Source organism: Lysinibacillus sp. NPDC096212 (assembly GCF_044763105.1).
Lineage (GTDB): Bacteria > Bacillota > Bacilli > Bacillales_A > Planococcaceae > Lysinibacillus.
In genome coordinates, this window is the sequence record NZ_JBIWFQ010000019.1 from 1 (window position 1) to 23118 (window position 23118).

Annotated in this window: 21 protein-coding genes; 20 read left to right on the top strand and 1 reads right to left on the bottom strand. The window is 38.1% G+C overall.

Features of this window, described 5'->3' with window-relative positions:
- Positions 1-163: 163 nt before the first annotated feature.
- Positions 164-694, bottom strand: a complete 531-nt coding sequence (locus ACIQ7T_RS17635) for a DUF2529 family protein (protein WP_370083034.1) — start codon at positions 692-694, stop codon at positions 164-166.
- Positions 695-849: 155 nt separating this feature from the next.
- On the opposite strand from ACIQ7T_RS17635, the gene ACIQ7T_RS17640 reads away from it, so the two are divergent.
- From ACIQ7T_RS17640 to ACIQ7T_RS17735, 20 genes are all read left to right on the top strand, one after another.
- Positions 850-1206, top strand: a complete 357-nt coding sequence (locus tag ACIQ7T_RS17640) for a response regulator (RefSeq protein ID WP_132360320.1) — start codon at positions 850-852, stop codon at positions 1204-1206.
- Between the two features lie 699 nt (positions 1207-1905).
- Positions 1906-2760 carry a class II fructose-bisphosphate aldolase gene (locus ACIQ7T_RS17645; protein ID WP_370083032.1) on the top strand — a complete coding sequence of 285 codons (855 nt, stop codon included), beginning with the start codon at positions 1906-1908 and terminating at the stop codon, positions 2758-2760.
- Positions 2761-3041: 281 nt separating this feature from the next.
- Positions 3042-3692: a fructose-6-phosphate aldolase gene (gene fsa, locus ACIQ7T_RS17650; protein ID WP_370083030.1), complete on the top strand. Its 651-nt coding sequence runs from the start codon at positions 3042-3044 to the stop codon at positions 3690-3692.
- 62 nt (positions 3693-3754) lie between these two features.
- Positions 3755-5041 (top strand): UDP-N-acetylglucosamine 1-carboxyvinyltransferase, encoded by a 1287-nt coding sequence (locus ACIQ7T_RS17655; protein ID WP_370083028.1) that lies wholly within the window; start codon positions 3755-3757, stop codon positions 5039-5041.
- 95 nt (positions 5042-5136) lie between these two features.
- Entirely contained in the window at positions 5137-6093 is a 957-nt protein-coding gene (glpX, locus tag ACIQ7T_RS17660; RefSeq protein WP_370083026.1) for a class II fructose-bisphosphatase, read from the top strand.
- A gap of 247 nt (positions 6094-6340) precedes the next feature.
- Positions 6341-7624, top strand: coding sequence for a transcription termination factor Rho (rho, locus tag ACIQ7T_RS17665; RefSeq protein ID WP_370083024.1), 1284 nt, complete (start codon positions 6341-6343; stop codon positions 7622-7624).
- Between the two features lie 462 nt (positions 7625-8086).
- Positions 8087-8875 carry a hypothetical protein gene (locus ACIQ7T_RS17670; protein ID WP_370083022.1) on the top strand — a complete coding sequence of 263 codons (789 nt, stop codon included), beginning with the start codon at positions 8087-8089 and terminating at the stop codon, positions 8873-8875.
- Between the two features lie 156 nt (positions 8876-9031).
- Positions 9032-9235: a 50S ribosomal protein L31 gene (gene rpmE, locus ACIQ7T_RS17675; protein ID WP_100543414.1), complete on the top strand. Its 204-nt coding sequence runs from the start codon at positions 9032-9034 to the stop codon at positions 9233-9235.
- A 308-nt stretch (positions 9236-9543) separates the two neighbouring features.
- Positions 9544-10116: a thymidine kinase gene (locus ACIQ7T_RS17680; RefSeq protein ID WP_249075164.1), complete on the top strand. Its 573-nt coding sequence runs from the start codon at positions 9544-9546 to the stop codon at positions 10114-10116.
- Positions 10117-10301: 185 nt separating this feature from the next.
- The gene (prfA, locus tag ACIQ7T_RS17685; RefSeq protein ID WP_370083019.1) at positions 10302-11378 is read left to right on the top strand and encodes a peptide chain release factor 1; all 1077 of its coding nucleotides are present in this window, start codon (positions 10302-10304) and stop codon (positions 11376-11378) included.
- The gene (gene prmC / locus ACIQ7T_RS17690) at positions 11365-12225 is read left to right on the top strand and encodes a peptide chain release factor N(5)-glutamine methyltransferase (RefSeq protein ID WP_402872088.1); all 861 of its coding nucleotides are present in this window, start codon (positions 11365-11367) and stop codon (positions 12223-12225) included. The genes prfA and prmC overlap by 14 nt, the downstream gene beginning before the upstream one ends.
- Before the next feature lie 44 nt (positions 12226-12269).
- The gene (locus ACIQ7T_RS17695; RefSeq protein WP_402872091.1) at positions 12270-12881 is read left to right on the top strand and encodes a stage II sporulation protein R; all 612 of its coding nucleotides are present in this window, start codon (positions 12270-12272) and stop codon (positions 12879-12881) included.
- A gap of 101 nt (positions 12882-12982) precedes the next feature.
- Positions 12983-14017: an L-threonylcarbamoyladenylate synthase gene (locus ACIQ7T_RS17700; protein WP_370083013.1), complete on the top strand. Its 1035-nt coding sequence runs from the start codon at positions 12983-12985 to the stop codon at positions 14015-14017.
- A gap of 396 nt (positions 14018-14413) precedes the next feature.
- On the top strand, positions 14414-14911 hold the full coding sequence (locus ACIQ7T_RS17705; protein ID WP_370083011.1) for a manganese efflux pump MntP: 498 nt from the start codon (positions 14414-14416) through the stop codon (positions 14909-14911).
- A 24-nt stretch (positions 14912-14935) separates the two neighbouring features.
- Positions 14936-15376 carry a low molecular weight protein arginine phosphatase gene (locus ACIQ7T_RS17710; protein WP_370083009.1) on the top strand — a complete coding sequence of 147 codons (441 nt, stop codon included), beginning with the start codon at positions 14936-14938 and terminating at the stop codon, positions 15374-15376.
- A gap of 8 nt (positions 15377-15384) precedes the next feature.
- Positions 15385-16668, top strand: a complete 1284-nt coding sequence (locus tag ACIQ7T_RS17715) for a methyl-accepting chemotaxis protein (RefSeq protein WP_370083007.1) — start codon at positions 15385-15387, stop codon at positions 16666-16668.
- 1229 nt (positions 16669-17897) lie between these two features.
- Positions 17898-18335 (top strand): ribose 5-phosphate isomerase B, encoded by a 438-nt coding sequence (rpiB, locus tag ACIQ7T_RS17720; protein ID WP_132360346.1) that lies wholly within the window; start codon positions 17898-17900, stop codon positions 18333-18335.
- Positions 18336-18449: 114 nt separating this feature from the next.
- Entirely contained in the window at positions 18450-18992 is a 543-nt protein-coding gene (locus ACIQ7T_RS17725) for a TIGR01440 family protein (RefSeq protein ID WP_402872096.1), read from the top strand.
- Between the two features lie 60 nt (positions 18993-19052).
- On the top strand, positions 19053-20294 hold the full coding sequence (gene glyA, locus ACIQ7T_RS17730; RefSeq protein ID WP_370082999.1) for a serine hydroxymethyltransferase: 1242 nt from the start codon (positions 19053-19055) through the stop codon (positions 20292-20294).
- Positions 20295-20916: 622 nt separating this feature from the next.
- Positions 20917-23070 (top strand): EAL domain-containing protein, encoded by a 2154-nt coding sequence (locus ACIQ7T_RS17735; protein WP_402872099.1) that lies wholly within the window; start codon positions 20917-20919, stop codon positions 23068-23070.
- Positions 23071-23118: the final 48 nt, after the last annotated feature.

The window sequence follows — 23118 nt, forward strand, 5'->3', positions numbered from 1 at the left end:
CAAAAATCTTATTAAATTTAAAGTATAAAGAAATCGGGGTTCATCTGGGTTAACGTGCTGAAAGATTTGTACACCCCAACATTTGACTTAGAACCTTTTTTCTTCATAATCTGCGCTTGACAGCGGCAGCGTCAATTATGCAAAGGCGAAAATGATGGAATTATTACAACTCTTCGTCATCAAGGCCAAGCATTTCATCATACGCAATTTTTACTGCTTCATAAACAAAAAGGGCAGCAATAGCATGTGGCACGACTATGCGCTTGCCTAAATCGTTTGGTAATAAACCACCGCGCATGCGTGTTGAAATATACGTATACGCTAAATCTGCTAGTGGGTTTTCGGAATTAACAACTTCGCTAGCAACTGCTGCAAATGGAATAAACTGATTATTTAATTGCAGTGCTAAGGCTAATGCATCCTCATCGTGTGCACTACGTGTAAAAATGCATACACGATCAGCTTCCGTAATCACTGTATCTTTTGTCCAAGGGACTAACTTCGTAAAACGTTCCACAGCTTGGCATGCATTTAATTCGACAACTTGCATTTCGCCAAAACATGCGAAATAGACATTGCCTTCACCAATACCCGCTTGTGCAAGTAATCGCGCTGTTTCTTCAATAGCTTCCTCTTCATTTTGTGTTATTCTTTGTAATAATCCACTTAATTGTGTTGTTAGAATTTTTGACATGATCCCACCTCAATCAATATTATAGGTATGAAAAGAGCATAAAGCAAAAGCAGATAATTTATAATACTAGAAGGTATTAAGAGGTTAAAGGAGAATAATACATAATATAGGAAGTTTTTCTGTAAGAATAATAACTCAAAAAGGGCGGAATGAATGTGAAACGATTACTAATTGTCGATGATCAACCAGGAATTCGTTTACTTTTAAATGAAGTGTTGAAAAAGGAAGGTTATGTTACATATTTAGCTGCAAATGGTATGGAAGCACTGAAATATGCTGAGGAGGAAATGGATTGTGTCCTATTAGACATGAAAATTCCAGGGATGGATGGCATAGAAATTTTAAAGCGCTTAAAAGAGAAGTGGCCACAACTCCCAGTATTCATGATGACTGCATATGGTGAATTGGACGTTGTACAGGAGGCATTAGATTTAGGAGCAATTCGATATTTTACTAAGCCTTTTGATATTTTTGAAGTGCGAGATGAAGTTAATAAAACATTAAAAGTTTAGATGAACAGGCAGTGGTCAACACCGCCTGTTTTTTATGGTTATTATTCGATTTGAAGTAATGTTCTATCGTTTCATATTCATTTTGCTTCCGAAATATAAGGCTCATCATAACGTGAGGTTTAATTTCCGCTCCTACTCGGCGCTTTGTTGTTGTTGTTGCTGTCGCTACGCTTTCGCACAGTGCAAAGCTTCCTTGGGGCGTCCGATGAGCTGCAGTTTTGAGATTTATCGAGAACTTTTGATTGTTTATCACCCAACTTTCGAAAAATATCGACATCTACCTTCATGCAACACTATCTGACCGCACTGATAATTTGCGCCGCTTATGACATAAGCATATTTTTTTACGCAAAATTTAACATCAAAAAAGCACAAGAAATCAACGTTTCTAAATTGATTTCTCGCGCTTTTTAAGGTTTTGACGAGTTTTGTCCCAGCAACTAGAACCTTCGTTTCGTTTCACTGTACTGCGGTTTGACGCTGTCGCTCGCTTTCGTGTAGAAAATAACAGCCCCTGCTTTTCAGGGGCTAAACCTTCGTTCCGTTGCACTCCATTGCGGTTGGCACTGTCGCTCCGTTGCACTTCGCTTTCGTGCAGAAAACAAAGTAACCTGAAATGCTTTTCAGGTTACTTTGTTTTTGCTATGATTGAATAGCATATCTATGTAAAAGAATAGTCCTAAGAGGAGGATTTTTAGTATGGCATTAGTATCTATGAAAGAGATGTTAATTAAAGCAAAAGCAGAAGGTTATGCGGTTGGTCAGTTCAACATCAACAACCTTGAGTGGACTCAAGCAATTTTACAAGCAGCACAAGAAGAAAAATCTCCAGTTATTCTAGGCGTTTCTGAAGGCGCAGGTAAATATATGGGCGGATTCATCTCCGTTGTACACATGGTAAAAGGTTTGATGGAATCTTATGGCACTACAGTACCTGTAGCTATTCATCTTGACCATGGTTCAAGCTTTGAAAAATGTAAAGAAGCAATTGATGCAGGATTTACTTCGGTTATGATTGATGCATCTCATCATCCATTCGAGGAAAATGTTGCGACTACTTCAAAAGTAGTTGAGTACGCTCATGCGAAAGGTGTTTCTGTTGAAGCGGAGCTTGGCACAGTAGGCGGTGACGAGGATGGCGTTATCGGTGGTATTATGTACGCTGATCCAGAGGAATGCCGTAAAATGGTTGAGTTAACAGATATCGATTGCTTAGCGCCAGCACTAGGCTCTGTACATGGTCCTTACAAAGGAGAACCAAATTTAGGTTTTAAAGAAATGGAAGAAATCTCTAAATTAGCAGATTTACCATTAGTATTACATGGTGGTACAGGAATTCCAACAAAAGATATCCAACGCTCAATTTCATTAGGTACAGCAAAAATTAACGTCAATACTGAAAATCAAATTGCTGCTACTAAAGTAATCCGTGAAGTTCTTGATAAAGATAAAGTTGTTTATGACCCTCGTAAATTCCTTGCTCCAGCACGTGAAGCGATTAAAACAACAGTTATCGGGAAAATCCGTGAATTTGGTAGTGCGCAAAAAGCATAATTTTTGTATCTAAAAGTACAAAAGATCAGATGAATACACAAAATAAGAGAAGTGTTGATGCTGTTATCGACCTTCTCTTGTTTTTGAAATGATAAATTTTTGGCGAAAATTTAAATATGGGGTTCATCACCAAAAGTTGGGGATGGCATTTGTGTTAAAACGAATGTAATGTATAATAGTTGATTTCCGATTCAACTGAACGGCCCTAGTAAAGCGCCCAATCGGAACGAAAATCAACCCAGTTATGGTAATGAACCAAACAGTGATCAGGAGGGAATATAATGAAATTTTTCATTGATACAGCAAACTTTGAAGAGATTAAAGAAGCACACGCATGGGGTATTTTATCAGGTGTTACGACAAACCCATCGTTAGTTGCTAAAGAAGAGAACGTTTCTTTCCATGATCGACTTCGTGAAATCACAGAGCTTGTAGATGGCTCAGTGAGTGGGGAAGTAATTGCTCTAGATGCGGAAGGTATGATTAAAGAAGGCTTAGAATTGGCTGAAATTGCTCCAAATATTACAGTTAAACTGCCAATGACTCCAGCTGGCTTAGAGGCATGTCGCTTCTTTGCAGACAAAGGTATTAAAACGAACGTAACATTAATCTTTAGTGCCAACCAAGCATTAATGGCTGCTCGTGCAGGTGCTACATATGTATCACCATTTATCGGTCGTCTAGATGATATGGGGCAAAACGGTGTAGAACTAATTGAAACGATTGCAGATATTTTCACAATCCATAATATCGATACGCAAATTATCGCTGCATCTATTCGTCATCCACAGCACGTAACAGCGGCAGCACTTGCTGGTGCACATATTGCAACTACTCCTTTTAAAGTATTAAAGCAACTTTTCCATCATCCATTAACGGAAAAAGGAATTGAAGGATTTTTAACGGATTGGAATAAGAGAAAAGGCAAATAATAAGATTATATAGTGAGCCAATTGCAGAAAAATTACTTTCCAATCATGAGGGAGAACGCGAAATGGATGTTTATAAAATTACAGGCGAAAATCGTCTAAAGGGTACAATAAAAGTTAGTGGTGCAAAAAATAGTGCAGTCGCCTTAATTCCAGCATCAATTTTGGCGAACTCTCCAGTGACAATTGGAGGGATACCAGAAATTTCTGATGCATGGACGTTAAAGGCATTATTAGAGGAAATCGGTGGAGAAGTGTCATTTGAGGATGGCATAATGACCATAGATCCGACAGAAATGATTGCATTGCCATTACCAAACGGCAACGTGAAAAAGCTTCGTGCCTCCTATTACTTAATGGGAGCAATGCTAGGCCGCTTTAAAAAAGCTGTGATTGGTTTACCAGGAGGCTGTTTCTTAGGGCCGCGTCCTATTGACCAACATATAAAAGGCTTTGAGGCATTAGGTGCGAAAATCACTAATGAGCATGGAGCAATTTATTTACGTGCTGATGAATTAATTGGCGCAAAAATATATTTAGACGTTGCCAGTGTTGGTGCAACAATTAATATTATGTTAGCTGCAGTCCTTGCGAAGGGACGTACGGTTATTGAAAATGCAGCAAAAGAACCGGAAATTATTGATGTAGCTACTCTTCTCACTAACATGGGAGCTAATATTAAAGGTGCAGGTACAAGTGTTATCCGTATTGAAGGCGTAGAGGAACTTCATGGTACGGAGCATACGATTATTCCAGATCGTATTGAAGCTGCTACATTTATGATTATGGCTGCCGCTTTAGGTGAAGGCATTACAATTGATAATGTTATTCCATTGCATTTAGAGGCGATTATTGCAAAGCTTCGTGAAATGGGTGTGAAAATTGAAATCGGTGAAGAAAGTATTTTTGTGCCAAAAACGGATCTCTCCACATTGCAAGCCGTTGATGTGAAAACATTAGTGTATCCTGGATTCCCAACTGATATTCAGCAACCACTTTCTGTTTTAATGTCTCAAGCATTTGGTTCCTCAAAGATAACAGATACAATCTATACAGCTCGATTTAAGCATATTGATGAACTTCGTCGTTTGAATTCCAATGCACGCGTTGAAGGCAATACAGCTATTATTACAGGGCCTAGTAAATTACATGGTTCAACTGTAACTGCTACCGATCTTCGTGCTGGTGCCGCATTAGTATTAGCAGGCCTGTTAGCTGAAGGTGAAACGGAAATTCATGATATCTATCATATTGAGCGTGGTTATAGCTCACTTATTGAGAAATTACGTGATTTAGGCGCTGATATTCGACGTGAAACAATAATGGCCCGCGTAGCAGAGGCAAAGGAATAATGAGAGCTAAAAGTTTTGAACTAACTATGTTACAATAGAGGTAATTTGAATGTTTCGGCGATTAAAAATGCCGATAACGGGAGGCAAATAAAACAATGGAACGTAGTTTATCGATGGAAGTAGTACGAGTAACAGAGGCAGCAGCAATCGCATCCGGGAAATGGATGGGTCGCGGTTTGAAAATTGAGGCAGATGATGCAGCGACGACAGCGATGCGTGTAATGTTCGATACAATTCCAATGCATGCTACAGTGGTGATTGGTGAAGGCGAAATGGATGAAGCACCAATGCTTTATATTGGTGAAGAGCTTGGCCTACGTAATGGAGGTCCTCAAGTAGATATCGCAGTTGACCCATTAGAAGGTACAAATATTGTAGCGAAGGGTACAAATGGTGCAATGACAGTTCTTGCTATTGCAGATAAAGGTAATCTGTTAAACGCACCTGATATGTACATGGAAAAAATTGCAGTAGGACCAGAGGCAGCAGGTAAGGTAGATATTAACGCTTCTGTTACGTATAATTTATTACAGGTAGCAAAAGCTAAAAATAAAGATATTTCAGACGTAGTAGCTACACTTTTAGATCGACCACGTCACCAAGCAATTGTTGATGAAATCCGAGAAGCTGGGGCACGTATTAAATTTATTCAAGACGGCGACGTTGGAGCAGCTATCAATACTGCTTTTGATGAAACTGGCATTGATATTATGTTTGGTACAGGTGGTGCACCAGAGGGTGTAATTTCAGCTGTTGCATTAAAATGTCTAGGTGGAGACTTCCAAGCGAAGCTAGTCCCAGAAGATGAGGAACAGTTAGAACGTTGCAAAAAAATGGGTGTAGATGTAGAGAAAGTTCTTTATTTAGATGACCTAGTTAAAGGTGACGATGCTATTTTTGCAGCGACTGCTGTAACAGATTGTGAGCTTTTAAAAGGTGTGCAGTATAAAGGAGCCTATGCATTAACACATTCAGTTGTTATGCGAGCTAAATCTGGAACTGTGCGTTTTGTAGAAGGTCGTCACGCTCTTGATAAAAAACCTAGCTATTAATAAAAATTTCTTCTAAAATATACCTAGTGCATCTTTTTGCGCTAGGTACCTTCTTCTAAATTTTCAACCATCCCATAGTTTTATAAGGCTATATTATGCTTCATTGTTTTGCATAGTTAATTCAAGTACCTATCGCTCTGATTCAAGCTGACAGGTACGAATAGACTACAGAGCCTATCGTAAAAAAAACTTCTTTGTTAACCCCAAAAACAGCAATTATATTTTGAAAAAGACTGGAGTTGTGCATATGTCTGCATTGACAATCGCTCAATTAGAAAACATGACGTTAAAAGAGCTTTACGCCCTTGCACGCCAATACAAAATTTCATATTATAGCAAGCTAACGAAAAAAGAATTAATATTTGCTATTTTGAAAACACGTTCGGAGCAAGAGGGCTATTTCTTTATGGAAGGTGTACTAGAAATTGTTTCGCAAGAGGGCTTTGGCTTCCTTCGACCAATTAACTATTCTCCAAGTAAAGAAGATATTTATATTTCTGCGTCTCAAATTCGTCGCTTTGACTTACGAAATGGGGACAAGGTATCTGGTAAAGTACGTCCACCTAAAGAAAACGAACGCTATTATGGACTACTACAGGTGGATGCTGTTAACGGCGAAGACCCAGAAGTAGCAAAGGAACGTGTGCATTTTCCTGCATTAACGCCTTTATATCCTGATCGCCAAATTAAGCTTGAAACAACACAACGTAATTTATCGACTCGTATTATGGATTTAGTGGCACCTGTAGGCTTTGGGCAACGTGGATTGATCGTTGCACCACCAAAGGCAGGGAAAACTTCATTATTAAAAGAAATCGCGAATGCTATTACAACAAATTATCCGGATGCAGAGTTAATTGTCTTACTTATTGACGAACGCCCTGAGGAAGTAACTGATATCGAACGTTCTGTGAATGCAGATGTAGTGAGCTCGACTTTCGATGAGGTTCCAGAAAATCATGTGAAAGTTGCAGAAATTGTATTAGAACGTGCACGACGCTTAGTTGAGCATAAGCGTGATGTTATTATTTTAATGGACTCTATTACACGTTTAGCTCGAGCGTATAACTTAGTTATTCCTCCGAGCGGTCGTACGCTTTCAGGCGGTATTGATCCTGCTGCCTTCCATAGACCAAAACGATTCTTCGGTTCTGCACGTAATATTGAAGAAGGCGGTAGCTTAACAATTTTAGCAACAGCTTTAGTGGATACAGGATCTCGCATGGATGAGGTCATTTATGAAGAATTTAAAGGAACAGGTAATTTAGAGCTTCACCTTGATCGCCAATTAGCAGAGCGTCGTATTTTCCCTGCGCTTGATATCCGCCGTTCAGGTACACGTAAGGAAGAGCTTCTGCTTGAGCCTGAGCAACTTGAAAAGCTATGGGCAATTCGTAAAACATTCTCGGACGCACCTGATTTCGCGGAGCGCTTCATGAAAAAATTACGTACGACAAATTCAAATGAAGAATTCTTTGAAAAGTTAAATGAAGATATGAAAAAAGCTACTAAAGGTAAGGGCTTACTATAAACATGAATCACCGTTGACTAGCAATAGTCGATGGTGATTTTTTTGATGTTCTATTTGTTAGTTTGAAATTATAAGAAATCTATTCCCAGTCGGAACAGAAATGACCACACATTAAAGTGCTGAGCTGATTATAATCATAATAATTTAATCTATTATTTCATAAATTTGTATAGTATAATTTTGTTACAATATACAGGGGATTATGCTCAGTAATGGGATTTTATGAAAAATGAAGGGAGTAAAAAGTGGAGAAGTATTATTTTGTATAAACTGTGGTAATTACTCTACAAAAAAATCTGAGGAAAATGAACCGAAATAAATCCTCAGCATCATCAAGAAATAGCCCCTCGATAAATCCCCAGCTACTACAGTTCTACTAATTATGAACGTAAAAGAAATAGGTCTTTTCGTATGATTGTTGATTTAGATACGAAAAAGACAAAATTATAATGAGGTGTGTTTATGAAAGACTGTATAACATGTGGTCATTCACAGGAAGAAGGAAAATTCTGTGGGAAATGTGGGACTCCATTTGAAAATGCTGCACGTGAACAAGCAGCAACAATGGATAGCATGAGTGATGATGATCAGACTGTTCAGGGAACTACGCAAAATAATGAGCAAATGGAATTAATTAAAAAGAATTCTAAGTTATACTTTAATTATTTTTTAGAACAATTAAAAATGCCATCCGCAAATTTTAATGTAGAAGCTACTTGGAAAAATAGTCTTGCTAGTATGATTATCTATGTTGTATTAACAGCAATATCAGTATACTTATTAACGAAAAATTTCTTTTCTGGAGGATTTGGTTTCTTCGAAAGCTTTAGTCCATCTTTTATTCAAGTATTCTTTTATATGTCATTATTAATATCTTTACTAATAGCAATAAGTGTCTTAGGTATATTCTTAACCTCAAAGCTATTTTCAGAAAGTCAAAGTTTTACAAATGTTATTAGTAAAATAGGAAACTATTATACACTACCTATAGCCTTTGCGGTTTTAAGTATTTTATTTGGGTTATTTAAATCATTTAAGTATTCAATAATGATGATATACGGTGGGGTTGCATTAGTTATTGGAATCATCCCTATTTTTGTCATTATTAAGTTGTTAAGTAATAAATCTAAAACTATTGATAGTTTTTATGGTTTTATTTTCTATTTAGTAGTAGCAGGTATTTTATCTAAAATTATTTTCTCTTTTATTATTGACTCTGCAATAGGGCGATATTTAAATTATTTGTTATAAAAAACTAATCATTAACTATTGTCAAATGTATATTTTATATGATAATATAGCAAAGTATGCAACGTGTACATATGTAGCCGACATATTCGGGCTATGTAAGGTACAGTTCGATAATACTCTGTTCCAGATGGTTCAGGGCGAGAGGAGAAAACGAATATGAAACAAGGAATTCATCCAGATTACAAAGAAGCAACAGTAACTTGCTCTTGCGGTAATTCTTTCAAAACTGGTTCAGTAAAAGAAAACATCGTTGTCGAGTTCTGCAACGAATGTCACCCATTCTATACTGGCCGTCAAAAATTCGCGTCTGCTGATGGTCGCGTGGATCGTTTCAACAAAAAATACGGTCTTAAAAACTAATGTTAGTTTAATACCTGCCAAGCATGTGCTTGGCAGGTATTTTTTTCAGTATAATCAATTATGCCTCGGCATAATTGCGTCCGATATCGGCTTTGTGCTTGCACAAAGAACTCCTTTCCGATTCCGTGACATCCGCCGGAGGCTTTAACTTCTTTCAGGGGGCATTTGGACACCCGTTGAAAAGTAGATTAAATCCGTATTCATCTCAACATCTATAGAGGTGGGAGACTTCTGATGAAAGAAGTTAAGAAACCCTGATGCGAGTCTTTTCAGTATCCAGATCGACATGAAGAAAGGGAGAAGACAAAATGGCACAGCTATATTTTAAACACGGTGCAATGAATAGTGGTAAATCTATAGAAATTCTAAAAGTTGCGCATAACTATGAAGAACAACAAAAACCTGTAATGATGTTTACACCAGGCATAGATACGCGAGATGAAGTAGGCTTTATCTCAAGTCGAGTAGGCTTACGTCAACAAGCCATTCCTGTTAATGATGATACAAATATTTTTGAGCTAGTAAAAAACAATGCTGTAAAACCATATTGCGTACTTGTTGATGAAGTACAATTTCTAAAAAAAGAGCATGTTTTGCAGTTAGCCTATATCGTAGATGAGTTAGATATTCCAGTCATGGGCTTCGGTCTAAAAAACGATTTCCAAAATGAGTTATTTGAAGGCAGTCAGTACATGCTTACATATGCAGATAAAATTGAGGAAATGAAGACGATTTGCTGGTTCTGTCATAAAAAAGCGACAATGAATTTACGTGTTGATGAAAGTGGAAAGCCTGTTTATACAGGTGATCAAATTCAAATTGGAGGAAATGATTCCTACTATCCGGTTTGTCGAAAATGTCACACGCATCCGCCGCTATAATGCACAAAGATTCAGTTGATAGACCTAAGAAAAAGTAGCATACATGCGGAAATTTCCTTATACTAAGTAGTGGGAATGAAAAATGTTCAAAAAATATTCTTACGCGCTTAGCGTAATTCTAATTTAAAGTTTCTCTGCAATTACTAAAGAGCAAACTTCATAAAAACTTAATAGAGGTGAAATCCATGTTCGATCGATTACAAGCAGTGGAGGATCGTTACGAAAGGCTAACAGAGCTTTTGAGTGATCCAGATATTGTGAATGATAGTAAAAAACTACGTGAATATTCTAAAGAACAATCAGATATCCAGGAAACTGTAGATGCTTATCGTGAATATAAAAATGTAAAAGAGCAATTAGCTGAAACACGTGAAATGCTAGATAGTGAAAAAGATCCTGATATGCACGAGATGGTGAAAGAAGAATTCAATCTACTAAAAGAACAGCAAGAAGAGTTAGAAGAACGTTTACGCATTCTATTAATTCCGAAAGACCCTAATGATAATAAAAACGTTATTATGGAGATTCGTGGAGCAGCAGGTGGAGACGAGGCGAATATTTTCGCTGGTGATTTGTTCCGTATGTACTCTCGTTACGCAGAGACACAAGGCTGGAAAATTGACATAATGGAAGCGACGCCAAACGCAATGGGCGGCTATAAAGAAGTTATTGTTATGATTAACGGTCAAGGTGCATATTCAAAATTCAAATTTGAAAATGGTGCGCACCGTGTACAACGTGTACCTGCAACAGAATCTCAAGGCCGTATTCATACATCGACAGCGACAGTAGCTTGCTTACCTGAGGTTGAAGAAGTAGATGTTGAAATCCATGAAAAAGATATCCGAGTTGATACTTTTGCATCTTCTGGTGCCGGTGGTCAGTCGGTAAATACTACGATGTCAGCTGTCCGTATGACTCACTTACCGACAGGTGTTGTTGTTTCGATGCAGGATGAACGATCACAAATTAAAAACCGTGAAAAGGCAATGAAAATTCTACGTGCTCGTGTTGCTGATATGTATTTGCAAGAAGCGCAAAAGGAAATCGATGCCACACGTAAATCAGCTGTAGGTTCAGGCGATCGCTCTGAGCGTATTCGCACATACAATTATCCACAAAACCGTGTAACAGACCACCGTATTGGTTTAACGATTCAAAAACTAGATCAAATCGTCGAAGGTAGACTAGGCGAAATTATTGATGCGCTCATTTTAGAGGAGCAAGCATCAAAGCTAGAGCGATTAAATGATGACCTATAATAGTGTAATGGAGGCCCTTCAATGGGCTTCTTCTTTTTTAGTGGATAATGATCGTGAGGAAACGGCAGCACGTATTGTCATGCAGCATATACTTGGCACTAGCTATTCAGAAGTAATGTTACACCTTCAAGATAAATTAACGGCTGAACAAAAAGAAAAATTTAAAGAACTCATCGAAGAGCATGTAAGTGGACGACCTGTACAGTATTGCCTCGGTAGTGAAGAATTTTATGGCCGTTCATTTATTGTCGATGAGTCAGTACTTATTCCAAGGCCCGAGACCGAAGAATTAGTGCTTGGAACAATTAATCGTATGAACAAAATATTTAATGATCAAGCAGTGAAGCTTGCAGACATCGGAACTGGTAGTGGTGCAATTGCTATTTCTATGAAGCTAGAATGTCCAGAGCTAACAGTCGTAGCTACTGATTTATCCGAAGCTGCTTTAACTACAGCACAAAGAAATGCACAAAGATTAGCAGCGGATATTGATTTTCGACTAGGGGATTTAACGAAACCTCTGGCAGGTGAGAAATTTGATATCGTGTTATCGAATCCACCGTATATTGCTTTTGATGAGGCGAAAGAGATGTCGAGTACCGTGCTAGAGCATGAACCGCATAGTGCTCTTTTTGCAGAAGAAGACGGACTTATTTTATATAGAAAGTTGGCTGAGCAGCTTCCGTCCCTTATGAATAAACCCGCGCTCATTGGTCTTGAAATCGGTTATACACAAGGAGAGCAGGTGGCTCAATTCTTTAAAAATAGTTTTCCGCAGGCTACAGTTTCGATAGAAAAAGATATAAATGGTAAGCCTCGAATGATTTTTTGTGAAATTCATGTATAAAGTATCTACTTCTTGCCAACAATGTTGAGCAAGGAGGGATTTTTATGTTAAACGAATACAAGATTATTAGATTACCTAAACGAAATATCATTCTAGCTTTTGCAAGATTAGTATTTATTGCGATTGCTTTACAATTATGTGTTTTATATATTCCAACATTAGTAGGTTTTGCGAAAGCGTCTATCAATCATGAGCAAGAAAATGATTTTCGTATACGCGTTATTGCCAATAGCAATACGAATCAGGATCAGCTTGAAAAAGAACAGCTTGTCAAAAATTTAAAGCCCTATTTTACACAAGTAGTAGCTAGTGCTGGAGCTAAAACTGTGGATAATGAGCAAATGCTTTTATTAAAACAAGAAATTGAAGCGGAAATAAAAGAAAATTATCCACAGCTGGATACACAAGTTGTACTTGGGGATAACTTATTTCCACCAAAGAGAAAGGACGCTGTACTTTATCCACAAAATTTGTATCATTCGATTGTCGTGAAAATCGGTGATGCACGTGGTGATAACTGGTGGTGTAGCGTATTCCCATCAATTTGTGAGCCTGATAAAGTAGAAGCGAAAGAAGAAGTAAAAGAAGAAGTGAAAGAAGAGAAGGAACACGTTACATTTTTTATATGGGAATGGATTAAAGGTCTTTTTGAATGAATTGTTCACGAATTCAGACAACTTATGCACAATTTTTCATAAGTTATAAACATTATGTGGATAATTCAGTAAAAACGAATAATTGAAGGAAGGTTTTAATTATGGAAACCGTTTGCAAGATTGTGGACAGTAATGTGAATAGTCGGACAAATTATACACAAGCTGTGGATATCTTAAATGCAGGTGAGGTCGTGGCATTTCCAACAGAAACGGTTTATGGCCTAGGAGCTGTTGCAACAAATGACACGGCAGTCAAAAAGATATTTGAAGCAAAAGGTCGTCCTTCTGACAATCCGCTAATTGTCCACATTGGCACGCAAGAGGAAGCTGAACTTTATATAGAGCATATTTCTGAAGTAGCCAAAAAATGCATGGATTTATTTTGGCCGGGTCCACTAACACTTGTAATGCCCGTTAAGCCAAATGTGCTGGCGGACAGTGTGACAGCTGGTCTATCGACTGTCGGCATTCGTATGCCGGATCATCCAGTTGCGCTTGCCTTACTTCAACAATTAAAAAAGCCACTTGCTGCGCCGAGTGCTAATCGTAGTGGAAAGCCAAGTCCTACAGAAGCAATACATGTTCAAGATGATTTGGGAGGGTACATACCTTATATTTTAGATGGAGGCTCTACTGGGATTGGACTTGAATCCACAGTGTTAGATGTTACACACGAACCTCCAGTAATTTTGCGTCCAGGCGGAATTACGAAGGAAATGTTAGAGGCTAAGATTGGTCAAGTACTGCAACCTTCAAAAATAGAGCAAAAATTAGAGGCTACTCCAAAAGCCCCTGGTATGAAATATACACACTATGCTCCTAACGCCCCTGTGCTATTAATCGATTGTGATTTGGAGAAAGTCCATGAGGCTGTACATCAATTACAAAAACAAGGGCATAGAGTAGCGTTACTTGCACCAGCTAGCTTTGCTGATAGCAAGGCTGATTTTTATTTCTCAGTAGGAGAGGCCGGTAGTAAAGAAGAAATGGGTGCAACATTGTATCATGCTCTAAGAGCTTGCGATAAAACAACAGCTACAATTATCCTGGCGACTACTACATCGACTGAAGGTGTAGGAGCTGCAATTATGAATCGTCTTGAGAAAGCAGCCGGAGGAAAATGGTATACTCGTTAATAAAATACCTATAAAAATAGTATGCTAGAAGTAACTTCTGGCATGCTATTTTTGTATTCAAGATAAAGGAAACGTTAACATCAACCCCGCTGATCATTAGTCTTCACCAATCGGGCTTTACGGGCAGTAAATTTCTCTGCATGTGTGAGGTGGGAGTCTTGTACCTGACGCTTCCCTTTCGGTACAGGTCAATTACTGCCCGTTAATGCGGGATAAAAATCTGCATAGACCTTGATCTATAGCTTTAAAAAGCCTAGCAAGTTTTTACTATAAATGAAGGTGATTGTTCATTGTTGGAGTGACTTTTAACACTTAGATGTAAGGAAAATGTATTATGATAATACTGTATTTCCGAGCATAAGATGATAAAATATTAGAGAGCGAAGGAGTGCTTTCTTGCAGGGGATTCTTGCAGGTATATTAACGTCTGTAGATGTGATTGGTTTATATGTATTAATACCAAATGTTAGATATCGATTTTTTTTATCAGTTTGGACAGCTGCTTTGCATATGCTTTTCCCGTTACTAGGTTTCGAATTAGGACACTTTTTAGTGCATTTCTTCTTAGAGTGGGGACAATGGATTTCAAGTATTTTATTATTTTGCATGGGCTTACATTTACTATTATTTTCGCGAAAAGATGAAAAGGTTACTATTTCACCAATACTTTTAGCTGTGACTGCAAGCCTAGATACCTTTTCAGTAAGTGTTTCTTTTGGTATGCTACACTTAGAGAAAACAGTATTTATTATAAGTGCAGGTGTAAGTGCGCTTATTTGCTCTTATGGGTCATTAGTCATTGCACGAAGAAGTCAGGTCTTACTTGGCAATAAATTTCAAATCATTACAGGGATTTTTTTTATCATTATGAGTGTACTAGCTATCCGGCAATAGAGAAAATAATGGAGGGTGATAAGTATGAAAATACTATTTGTTTGCACCGGAAATACTTGTCGCAGTCCCATGGCAGAGGTTATTTTAAAACATAAACAAACTGACAATGTTGAGGTCCGTTCAGCGGGCATTTATGCCATGCCAAATGCGGGGATGTCTGCACATGCACAACAAGTATTATATGAAGCAAATATGACGCATCAGCATTTAGCAACACAATTATCAATAACTGAAATGGAGTGGGCTGATTTAATTTTAACAATGACAACAGCTCACAAAGACACAATAATCGCTAATTATCCAAATGCACAACAAAAAGTCTTTACTTTAAAAGAGTATACAAGCGAAGGTAGCGTAGGAAATGTTGTAGATCCTTACGGTGGTAGTAAAGAAATATATATAGAAACATTTGCAGAATTAACAGAATTGGTAGAACGATTAGTAAAAAAAATTGAAGAGAATTGAGGGTCTCTATGAAAAAACAGTTTGGCTTACGACTTAAACTAGTATTATTTGTCGGTATTCTTGCACTAATCACATACAGTATTAGTTTTATATTTATCGAATATTTACAACCTACCTTCTTCCCAGAGACTAATCGTAAACTGTTTGAAATTTTCACTTATGTGTCAGGGATTGCGTGGTCAGGTATTTTGGCTGCAGTTTTCAGCGTAATCTTAATTAAACCTTTACAGAAGCTCGAAAATTCAGCTTCCCGTGTAGCAGAAGGGAAAATTGGCCAAGATGTAGAAATGCCGAAAACAAGTGATGAGATTCGTTCTGTTGCAGAGGCATTCCAACAAATGGTGTTGAATTTAAGAGGAATGGTGGAAAGTATAGATAATAACTTCCAGCAAACCAATCAATCCATTATCCAACTATCTGATGAAGCAGCTGTTGCAACAAAAAAAGCAGAGAATATTGCTTCTACAGTAAAGCATATTTCTTCTGGTGCAGAGACATCAGCAACGGCAGTCCAAGATACAGCTGAAGCAATTGAAGATGTACGAGCTCTCGCGACAGAAGTTAATAGTAGAGCAGAGGCATCAGCAACGCAATCTAAAGAGATTTTACATAATTTAACGACAACAACAACAGCGATCGAAACATTAGTGAATAGTATTCAGCAAATCGCGGCTGGCAATACTGAGGCATTAGAAAGCATTCATCTATTAGAGGAAAATGCTGGACAGGTAGAGCGCATCATTAGCTTAGTTGGTGATATTGCAGCACAAACAAATTTACTAGCTTTAAACGCTTCAATCGAAGCAGCGCGTGCTGGTGAACATGGCAAAGGTTTTGCCGTTGTAGCTGAAGAAGTTCGTAGTTTAGCGGATGAAAGTGCGAAGGCGGTACAGGGCATTACTTCCCTTATTCAATCCATGCAACAAAACGTTGAAATTGTTGTAAAACAAATGAACCAACAGGTGACATTTGCGACAAAAGAAGCCGCACGTGTATCAGAAACAACAACAGCAGTTGAAGGGATGTCTTCAAGTGTACATGAAATGGCGACAGCGATTGTAGAAATTTCTACACTTATTGAGCAGCAAATGCATAATATTGAAACAACTGCTCGTCAATCTCAAGAGGTTGCAGCCATTGCTCAAGAAACGTCAGCAGGTGCACAAGAAGTTCGCAGTGCAGCAGAAGAACAAGCATACGCAATTGAACAAATAGGAAAACTAGCAGAAGGTTTAAAGAAACAATCAGAAGAGCTGCATAAAATGATTCAACAATTTGATAGACAAGCATAAATGGTGAAGGTTTTAGACTGTAGATAAACTCGAATGAGGTTCGAGTTTGCTACAGTTTTTTTTATGTTGTATGAGGTTGTTTATGGTGCCCCCAGAGGTGATAGTGGCTGATAGATGAGGCGAAGTGACGGATAGAATTCGAAGCGACGGAAAGAAGAGCAACAACGACGGAAAGAACTGCCGAAGCGACGGATGAAACGATTAGAACGACGGAAAGAAGAGTAGAAGTGACGGATAGAATTCGAAGCGACGGAAAGAACAGCTGAAGCGACGGATGAAGCGACCAGAACGACGGAAAAAAGAGCAGGAGTGACGGATAGAACTTTAAGAGACGGAAAGAAGAGCAGCGATGACGGAAAGAACTGCAAAGCGACGGATAGAGCGATCAGAACGACGGAAAGAAGAGTCGAAGTGACGGATAGAATTTGAAGCGACGGAAAGAAGAGCCGAAACGACGGATGAAGCGACTAGGACGATGGAAAGAAGAGCAGGAGTGACGGATAGAATTCGAAGCGACGGAAAGAAGAGCAGCAACGACGGAAAGAACAGCTGAAGCGACGGATGAAGCGATCAGAACGACGGAAAGAACAGCCGAAGCGACGAATGAAACGATCAGAACGACGAAAAGAAGAGTTGAAGTGACGGATAGAATTCGAAGCGACGGAAAGAAGAGCAGCAACGACGGAAAGAACTGCCGAAGTGACGGATGAAGCAATCAGAACGACGGAAAGAAGAGTTGAAGTGACGGATCGAATTCGAAGCGACGGAAAGAAGATCAGCAACGACGGAAAGAACAGCTGAAGCGACGGATGAAGCGACCAAAACGACGGAAAGAAGAGTTGAAGTGACGAACAAAACTCGAAGCGACGGATAGTACATCAAACTAAGAAAGTTCACATCAATTACGCCACGCTCGCATTTTATATAGAATCCCTCTATAGTGCTAACTACTGAAAAAATATTGATATAGCATGTCCACTGCAATTGCAAAGGTAAAAAAACTTTAGAAGATAGAACATTGCAACAAAAGACTGTTATCCGAATTTATCAACATGATATTCACAATATCCACAGAAAAAGGACTTTAAAAGTGAATGTTTTGATGATTGATTACAAGAAATGTTCGTCTTTTAGGAGAAATCAGCATAAAAACGCAAGAAAAATCATGTTATTCTTGAGATAGAAGTGGTACACTAGTGTTGACTATAATTTCGAAAAGAGGGAACCCAGTGAGAATAGCAATTTCTTCTGATCACGGAGGCAATAACTTACGTCGTGAGATTATGCAGCTGTTAGATGAGCTACATATTAGCTACGAAGATTTTGGTCCACAATCTGCGGATTCAGTAGACTATCCTGATTATGCAAAACCAGTTACTGAAGGTGTTGCTAGCGGGGAATTTGATAAAGGTATTTTAATTTGTGGTACAGGCATTGGTATGTCTATTGCTGCAAATAAAATTAAGGGGATTCGCTGTGCTTTAGTGCATGATTTATTTAGTGCGAAAGCAACGCGTTGCCACAACGATTCTAATATTTTAGCAATGGGTGAGCGTGTTATTGGGCCAGGCCTTGCGCGTGAAATCGCTAAAGTATGGCTTGAGACAGATTTTGAAGGTGGCCGTCATACGCGCCGCATTGAAAAAATCGCTGAGCTTGAGCAGTAAGAAAAGCAATTTAGTTTGTTAATATATGTCCCTAAGCTAAAAAGTGTCATCAAAGAAATTGGAGTGCTTTTTAGCTATGTGACATAAATAATTTAGAATAAGGGGCTGAGCATAGTGGTTGTTCAACAAATACGAACACATTTGACTCAGTTACTCAGTGAATTTGAAGAGCAGGTAACTCTACGACCAAATACTATTTTTGTTGTAGGCTGCTCGACATCTGAAGTGATTGGTCAGAAAATTGGCACAGCGGGCGCGCTTGAAATTGGAGAAGCAATTTTTGAGCCGTTGCAGGCATTTGCAAAGAAACATCAACTACATCTAGCGTTCCAAGGATGTGAGCATATTAATCGTGCTATTACAATGGAAGCAACAACAGCAGACCAATTTGGTTATGAACCAGTAACAGTTGTACCAGTTCGTACAGCAGGCGGCTCGATGTCTGCTTATGCGTTTACACAATTTACAAATCCAGTTGTTGTGGAAGCTGTGCAAGCAAATGCAGGTATTGACATTGGTCAAACACTTATAGGTATGCATTTAAAGGCAGTAGCTGTTCCAGTTCGTACTTCTGTGCGAATGGTAGGAGAAGCGGTTGTGACAATTGCAACAACACGTCCAAAGCTGATTGGCGGAGAGCGTGCAGTATATAAATAAAATTACCTCTGAAATCAGTGGTATACAAAGAACGATTATACTTAGGAGGCTTTTTCAAACATGGCATACGAAAAATTAGCAGTACAAGACAAAGCAGTATTAGACGGAATTCTTGCGGAAAAAAAACGTCAACAAGCAAATATTGAGTTAATCGCATCAGAAAACTTTGTATCTGAAGCAGTAATGGAAGCACAAGGTTCTGTTCTAACTAATAAATATGCTGAAGGTTATCCAGGTAAACGCTACTATGGCGGCTGTGAACACGTAGATGTTGTGGAAGATATCGCACGTGATCGTGTGAAAGAAATCTTTGGTGCAGAATATGCAAACGTACAACCACACTCTGGTGCACAAGCAAACATGGCTGTATACCACACGATTTTAGAACCAGGCGATACTGTACTTGGGATGAATCTATCTCATGGCGGTCACTTAACACATGGATCTCCTGTAAACTTCTCAGGTATTCTATATAACTTCGTTGAATATGGCGTAACGGAAGATACTCAAGTAATCAATTATGAAGATGTACGTCAAAAAGCGTTAGAACATAAGCCCAAACTAATTGTTGCAGGTGCATCTGCATACCCACGAGAAATCGATTTTGCTAAATTCCGTGAAATCGCTGATGAAGTAGGAGCATATTTCATGGTGGATATGGCGCATATCGCTGGTCTTGTAGCTGCTGGTGAGCACCAATCACCAGTGCCATACGCTGATTTTGTGACATCTACAACACATAAAACATTACGTGGCCCACGTGGTGGTTTAATCCTTGCTTCGAAAGAATGGGAGCAAAAGCTTAACAAATCTGTATTCCCAGGTATCCAAGGTGGACCATTAATGCACGTAATCGCTGCAAAAGCTGTAGCATTCGGTGAAGCATTACAACCAGAATTCAAAGAGTATGCAAAACAAATTAAAGCTAATGCGAAAGCTTTAGCAGAAGTATTAATTGCAGAAGGTGTTGAAATTGTATCTGGTGGTACGGATAACCACTTGTTACTTCTTAATGTGAAATCTCTAGGCCTAACAGGAAAAGTAGCAGAGCACGCACTTGATGAAGTAGGTATTACAACAAATAAAAATACAATTCCTTACGATACAGAATCTCCATTCGTAACTTCTGGTATCCGTATTGGTACACCGGCAGTAACATCTCGTGGCTTCAATGAAGAGGACATGAAAGAAGTAGGTGCCATTATTGCTACGGTTCTTAGAAATCCAGAAGATGAAGCAGTAAAAGCTGAAGCAAAAGCTCGCGTAAAAGCATTAACTGATAAACATCCATTATACGTATAATTTAACTTCTTTCAGCATAAGCCTCTGGCGGATGTCACGGAATCGAGACGGAATTCTTTATGCAAGCACAAAGCCGATTCCAGACGCAATTATGCAGAGGTATAATTGATTAGATAAAGCTGTGGTTAAAGTGATAAATGCACTTTAACCACAGCTTTTTTGCAATTGTCTGCAGTGCAAGCTAGACGATTTCTTGAGGATTAGCGTCAAGGACGAGCCATGGAGCGGGGGGCAATATCCTGTAATAATTCCTCATAACCCACTTCTTATTGTTGCTGTCGCTACGCTTTCGCACAGAAATATATTATCCAAAGTGGAACGAAAATCGACCATACGTTTCGGTGAAGAGCTATTTTTTGCTAATTTGGAAATAAAATACTCTCATTTTTGAATTTATTTACATAAACTTAGTAGGAAAGGATATATTATATAGTAGAGAGAGACAGATAATGTCCAGAATTGTTTTTATAAAAGTGACAATTTATTGAATGTTTATATACAATGTAAGAGAGATTTAACTTCTTTCGGCAATTATTTTCTGTACCGAAAGCGTAGCGACAGCGAAACGTCAGCTACAATTATGCCGAGTAATATTGATAGAGATAAAGGGAGGAGGGGCTGAATGGTTACTAAAACAATGATCAAAGAACATGAAATGCTATTAAATACAATTCGTAGGTTAGGTGATAATTCTAAAGAAAGTTACGTTATTTTTGATGCAACAAATAACCATGGCATATTAGAATGTAATGATTCTTTTTGTACACTTACAAATACTACTCGTTCGCAAATAATAAATAACGATTATTTTTCATTGATGTCAAACGAAGAACAGACAACTATTGAAATGATTAAAGATAAAATACATAGCGGAGCCATAGTACAAGCAAAATTGCACCATAGTTGCTTCGACAAATCTCCTTTTTGGGCAGAGATACAAGCACTCCCATTTCAAAATAATAAAAATGAAACATTATTTGTACTAGTAGTTATGAAGGATGTTACTTACTATCATACCGAAGAATTTTTAATGCGCCTTGAGAAAACTATGTACGAAGCGATTGAAAAGGACTATTCTTTTGATAAAAAGATGAGTGTTATTTGCAGTAGTCTAGATGAATTTTTTATGCCCAAAATATCAAGCATGGTGCTTGTCAAAACAGAGGCAGATCAATTACGGATTTTTAAAGGGAATGACAAAATAAAAGATTTGCCGGAGTGTTGTGATAACAAAGAATTTTTTAAAAGAGTAATGCAAGAGGAAACATCTATTCTAGTTAAGAGTTTGGATGAAATCGATATTCCAATAGAACATAAAATGTTTGCTAATGCATCTGAAATGCCATTTGGATGGTTTATGCCGATTTACAATCAACAACATCAAGCAATTGGATTGTTCGCAATTTTTTTAAGGCAACATTTTTGTGCTGAGCAAATGTCTTTTGAATGCATGTTCCGAAAAATCGGTGCTCTTGTTGCATTGGCATACTCATATGCAAAAACACAAAAAAAGATATGGGATTTAGCCTATATCGATATCACAACGGGGCTGCCTAATCGACATGGTTTTTTAAACAAGGTAGAAAAAGAATACGGTCAAAATGGGAATATCAAAATCTTAAAGCCAAGCGAATTCCATCAAATTGTCGAGTTATATGGTCGTGAAGCGGGAGATGAACTTTTAAGACAAATTGCTAAACGTCTAAATGAAGAGAAGCATGATCATAAAGAATATATTGCTAGATTTACAAGCTCTAGTTTAATCATTGCAAATGCGACATCCGATGAAGATTTCTTCTATTATAAAAGGCGGATAAAAGAGATTATTCGTCAACCCTTTATTGTGGGTGGGAAGCAAATTTATATTACACTGAAGACTGGAATTGCTTTATACAACAATGAGATAAAAATTGCTGATGCGATTCGCTTTGCGGATAATGCTGTATCCTTTGCGGCCAATAAACCAGGTACTCATATGGAAATATTCACACTAGAAAGAAATGATGTGCTTGAGCAGCAAATGACAGTGTTAAACCATTTGGCACAAGCAATAAAAAATAAAGAAATCTCGGTAAATTTACAGCCAAAGGTTGATTTACGGACAGGTGAAATTCAAAGTATTGAAGCGCTTGCCCGCTGGATTTCTCCAAAACTCGGTTTCGTGTCACCGGCAATTTTTATTCCAGTGGCAGAAAGTGTAGGAAAGGTACGAGAAATCGATAATCAAATATTAGAGATTGTTCTTTCCTGGCTAGCAGAGCGCAAAAAATTAGGGAAAAAATTAGTGAAGGTAGCAGTAAATATTTCGCCTGATCATTTTTACTATGCTAATTTTGTACAGGATACACTGGAGCTCGTTCGGAAATACGATATTGATCCGAAATATATCATTTTAGAAGTAACAGAAAATATTGGGCTAGTTGATTTTCAGACTGCTTTTTCTATTATCCAGGAATTAAAAGAGTACGGCTTTAAAACTTCGGTGGACGATTTTGGAACAGGTTTTTCATCACTAAGTTATTTACAAAGACTGCCGTTTACTGAATTGAAAATAGACCGAAGCTTTATTAATGATATTCATGATGCTGCGACACTTGCTATTGTCCGATCCATTATTCAATTAGCATTAAACTTAGGAATGACTTCAGTCGCAGAAGGTATTGAAAATAAAGAGCAGGTTGAAATTTTGCGTGCACTCGGCTGTACAGTAGGACAAGGTTATTTCTATTACAAGCCGATGACAATAGAACAGTTAGATGCAATACTCGATAAATAATCGCTATTATATGTAGCAAACATTCTTGAAAAGGAGTTGTCCCAAATT

Excerpts from the sequence above, each read along its gene's own strand:
- ACIQ7T_RS17635 (WP_370083034.1), bottom strand. The coding sequence starts at position 694 with ATGTCAAAAATTCTAACAACACAATTAAGTGGATTATTACAAAGAATA.
- ACIQ7T_RS17645 (WP_370083032.1), top strand. The coding sequence starts at position 1,906 with ATGGCATTAGTATCTATGAAAGAGATGTTAATTAAAGCAAAAGCAGAA.
- fsa (WP_370083030.1), top strand. The coding sequence starts at position 3,042 with ATGAAATTTTTCATTGATACAGCAAACTTTGAAGAGATTAAAGAAGCA.
- ACIQ7T_RS17655 (WP_370083028.1), top strand. The coding sequence starts at position 3,755 with ATGGATGTTTATAAAATTACAGGCGAAAATCGTCTAAAGGGTACAATA.
- glpX (WP_370083026.1), top strand. The coding sequence starts at position 5,137 with ATGGAACGTAGTTTATCGATGGAAGTAGTACGAGTAACAGAGGCAGCA.
- rho (WP_370083024.1), top strand. The coding sequence starts at position 6,341 with ATGTCTGCATTGACAATCGCTCAATTAGAAAACATGACGTTAAAAGAG.
- ACIQ7T_RS17670 (WP_370083022.1), top strand. The coding sequence starts at position 8,087 with ATGAAAGACTGTATAACATGTGGTCATTCACAGGAAGAAGGAAAATTC.
- rpmE (WP_100543414.1), top strand. The coding sequence starts at position 9,032 with ATGAAACAAGGAATTCATCCAGATTACAAAGAAGCAACAGTAACTTGC.
- ACIQ7T_RS17680 (WP_249075164.1), top strand. The coding sequence starts at position 9,544 with ATGGCACAGCTATATTTTAAACACGGTGCAATGAATAGTGGTAAATCT.
- prfA (WP_370083019.1), top strand. The coding sequence starts at position 10,302 with ATGTTCGATCGATTACAAGCAGTGGAGGATCGTTACGAAAGGCTAACA.
- prmC (WP_402872088.1), top strand. The coding sequence starts at position 11,365 with ATGATGACCTATAATAGTGTAATGGAGGCCCTTCAATGGGCTTCTTCT.
- ACIQ7T_RS17695 (WP_402872091.1), top strand. The coding sequence starts at position 12,270 with ATGTTAAACGAATACAAGATTATTAGATTACCTAAACGAAATATCATT.
- ACIQ7T_RS17700 (WP_370083013.1), top strand. The coding sequence starts at position 12,983 with ATGGAAACCGTTTGCAAGATTGTGGACAGTAATGTGAATAGTCGGACA.
- ACIQ7T_RS17710 (WP_370083009.1), top strand. The coding sequence starts at position 14,936 with ATGAAAATACTATTTGTTTGCACCGGAAATACTTGTCGCAGTCCCATG.
- ACIQ7T_RS17715 (WP_370083007.1), top strand. The coding sequence starts at position 15,385 with ATGAAAAAACAGTTTGGCTTACGACTTAAACTAGTATTATTTGTCGGT.
- glyA (WP_370082999.1), top strand. The coding sequence starts at position 19,053 with ATGGCATACGAAAAATTAGCAGTACAAGACAAAGCAGTATTAGACGGA.
- ACIQ7T_RS17735 (WP_402872099.1), top strand. The coding sequence starts at position 20,917 with ATGGTTACTAAAACAATGATCAAAGAACATGAAATGCTATTAAATACA.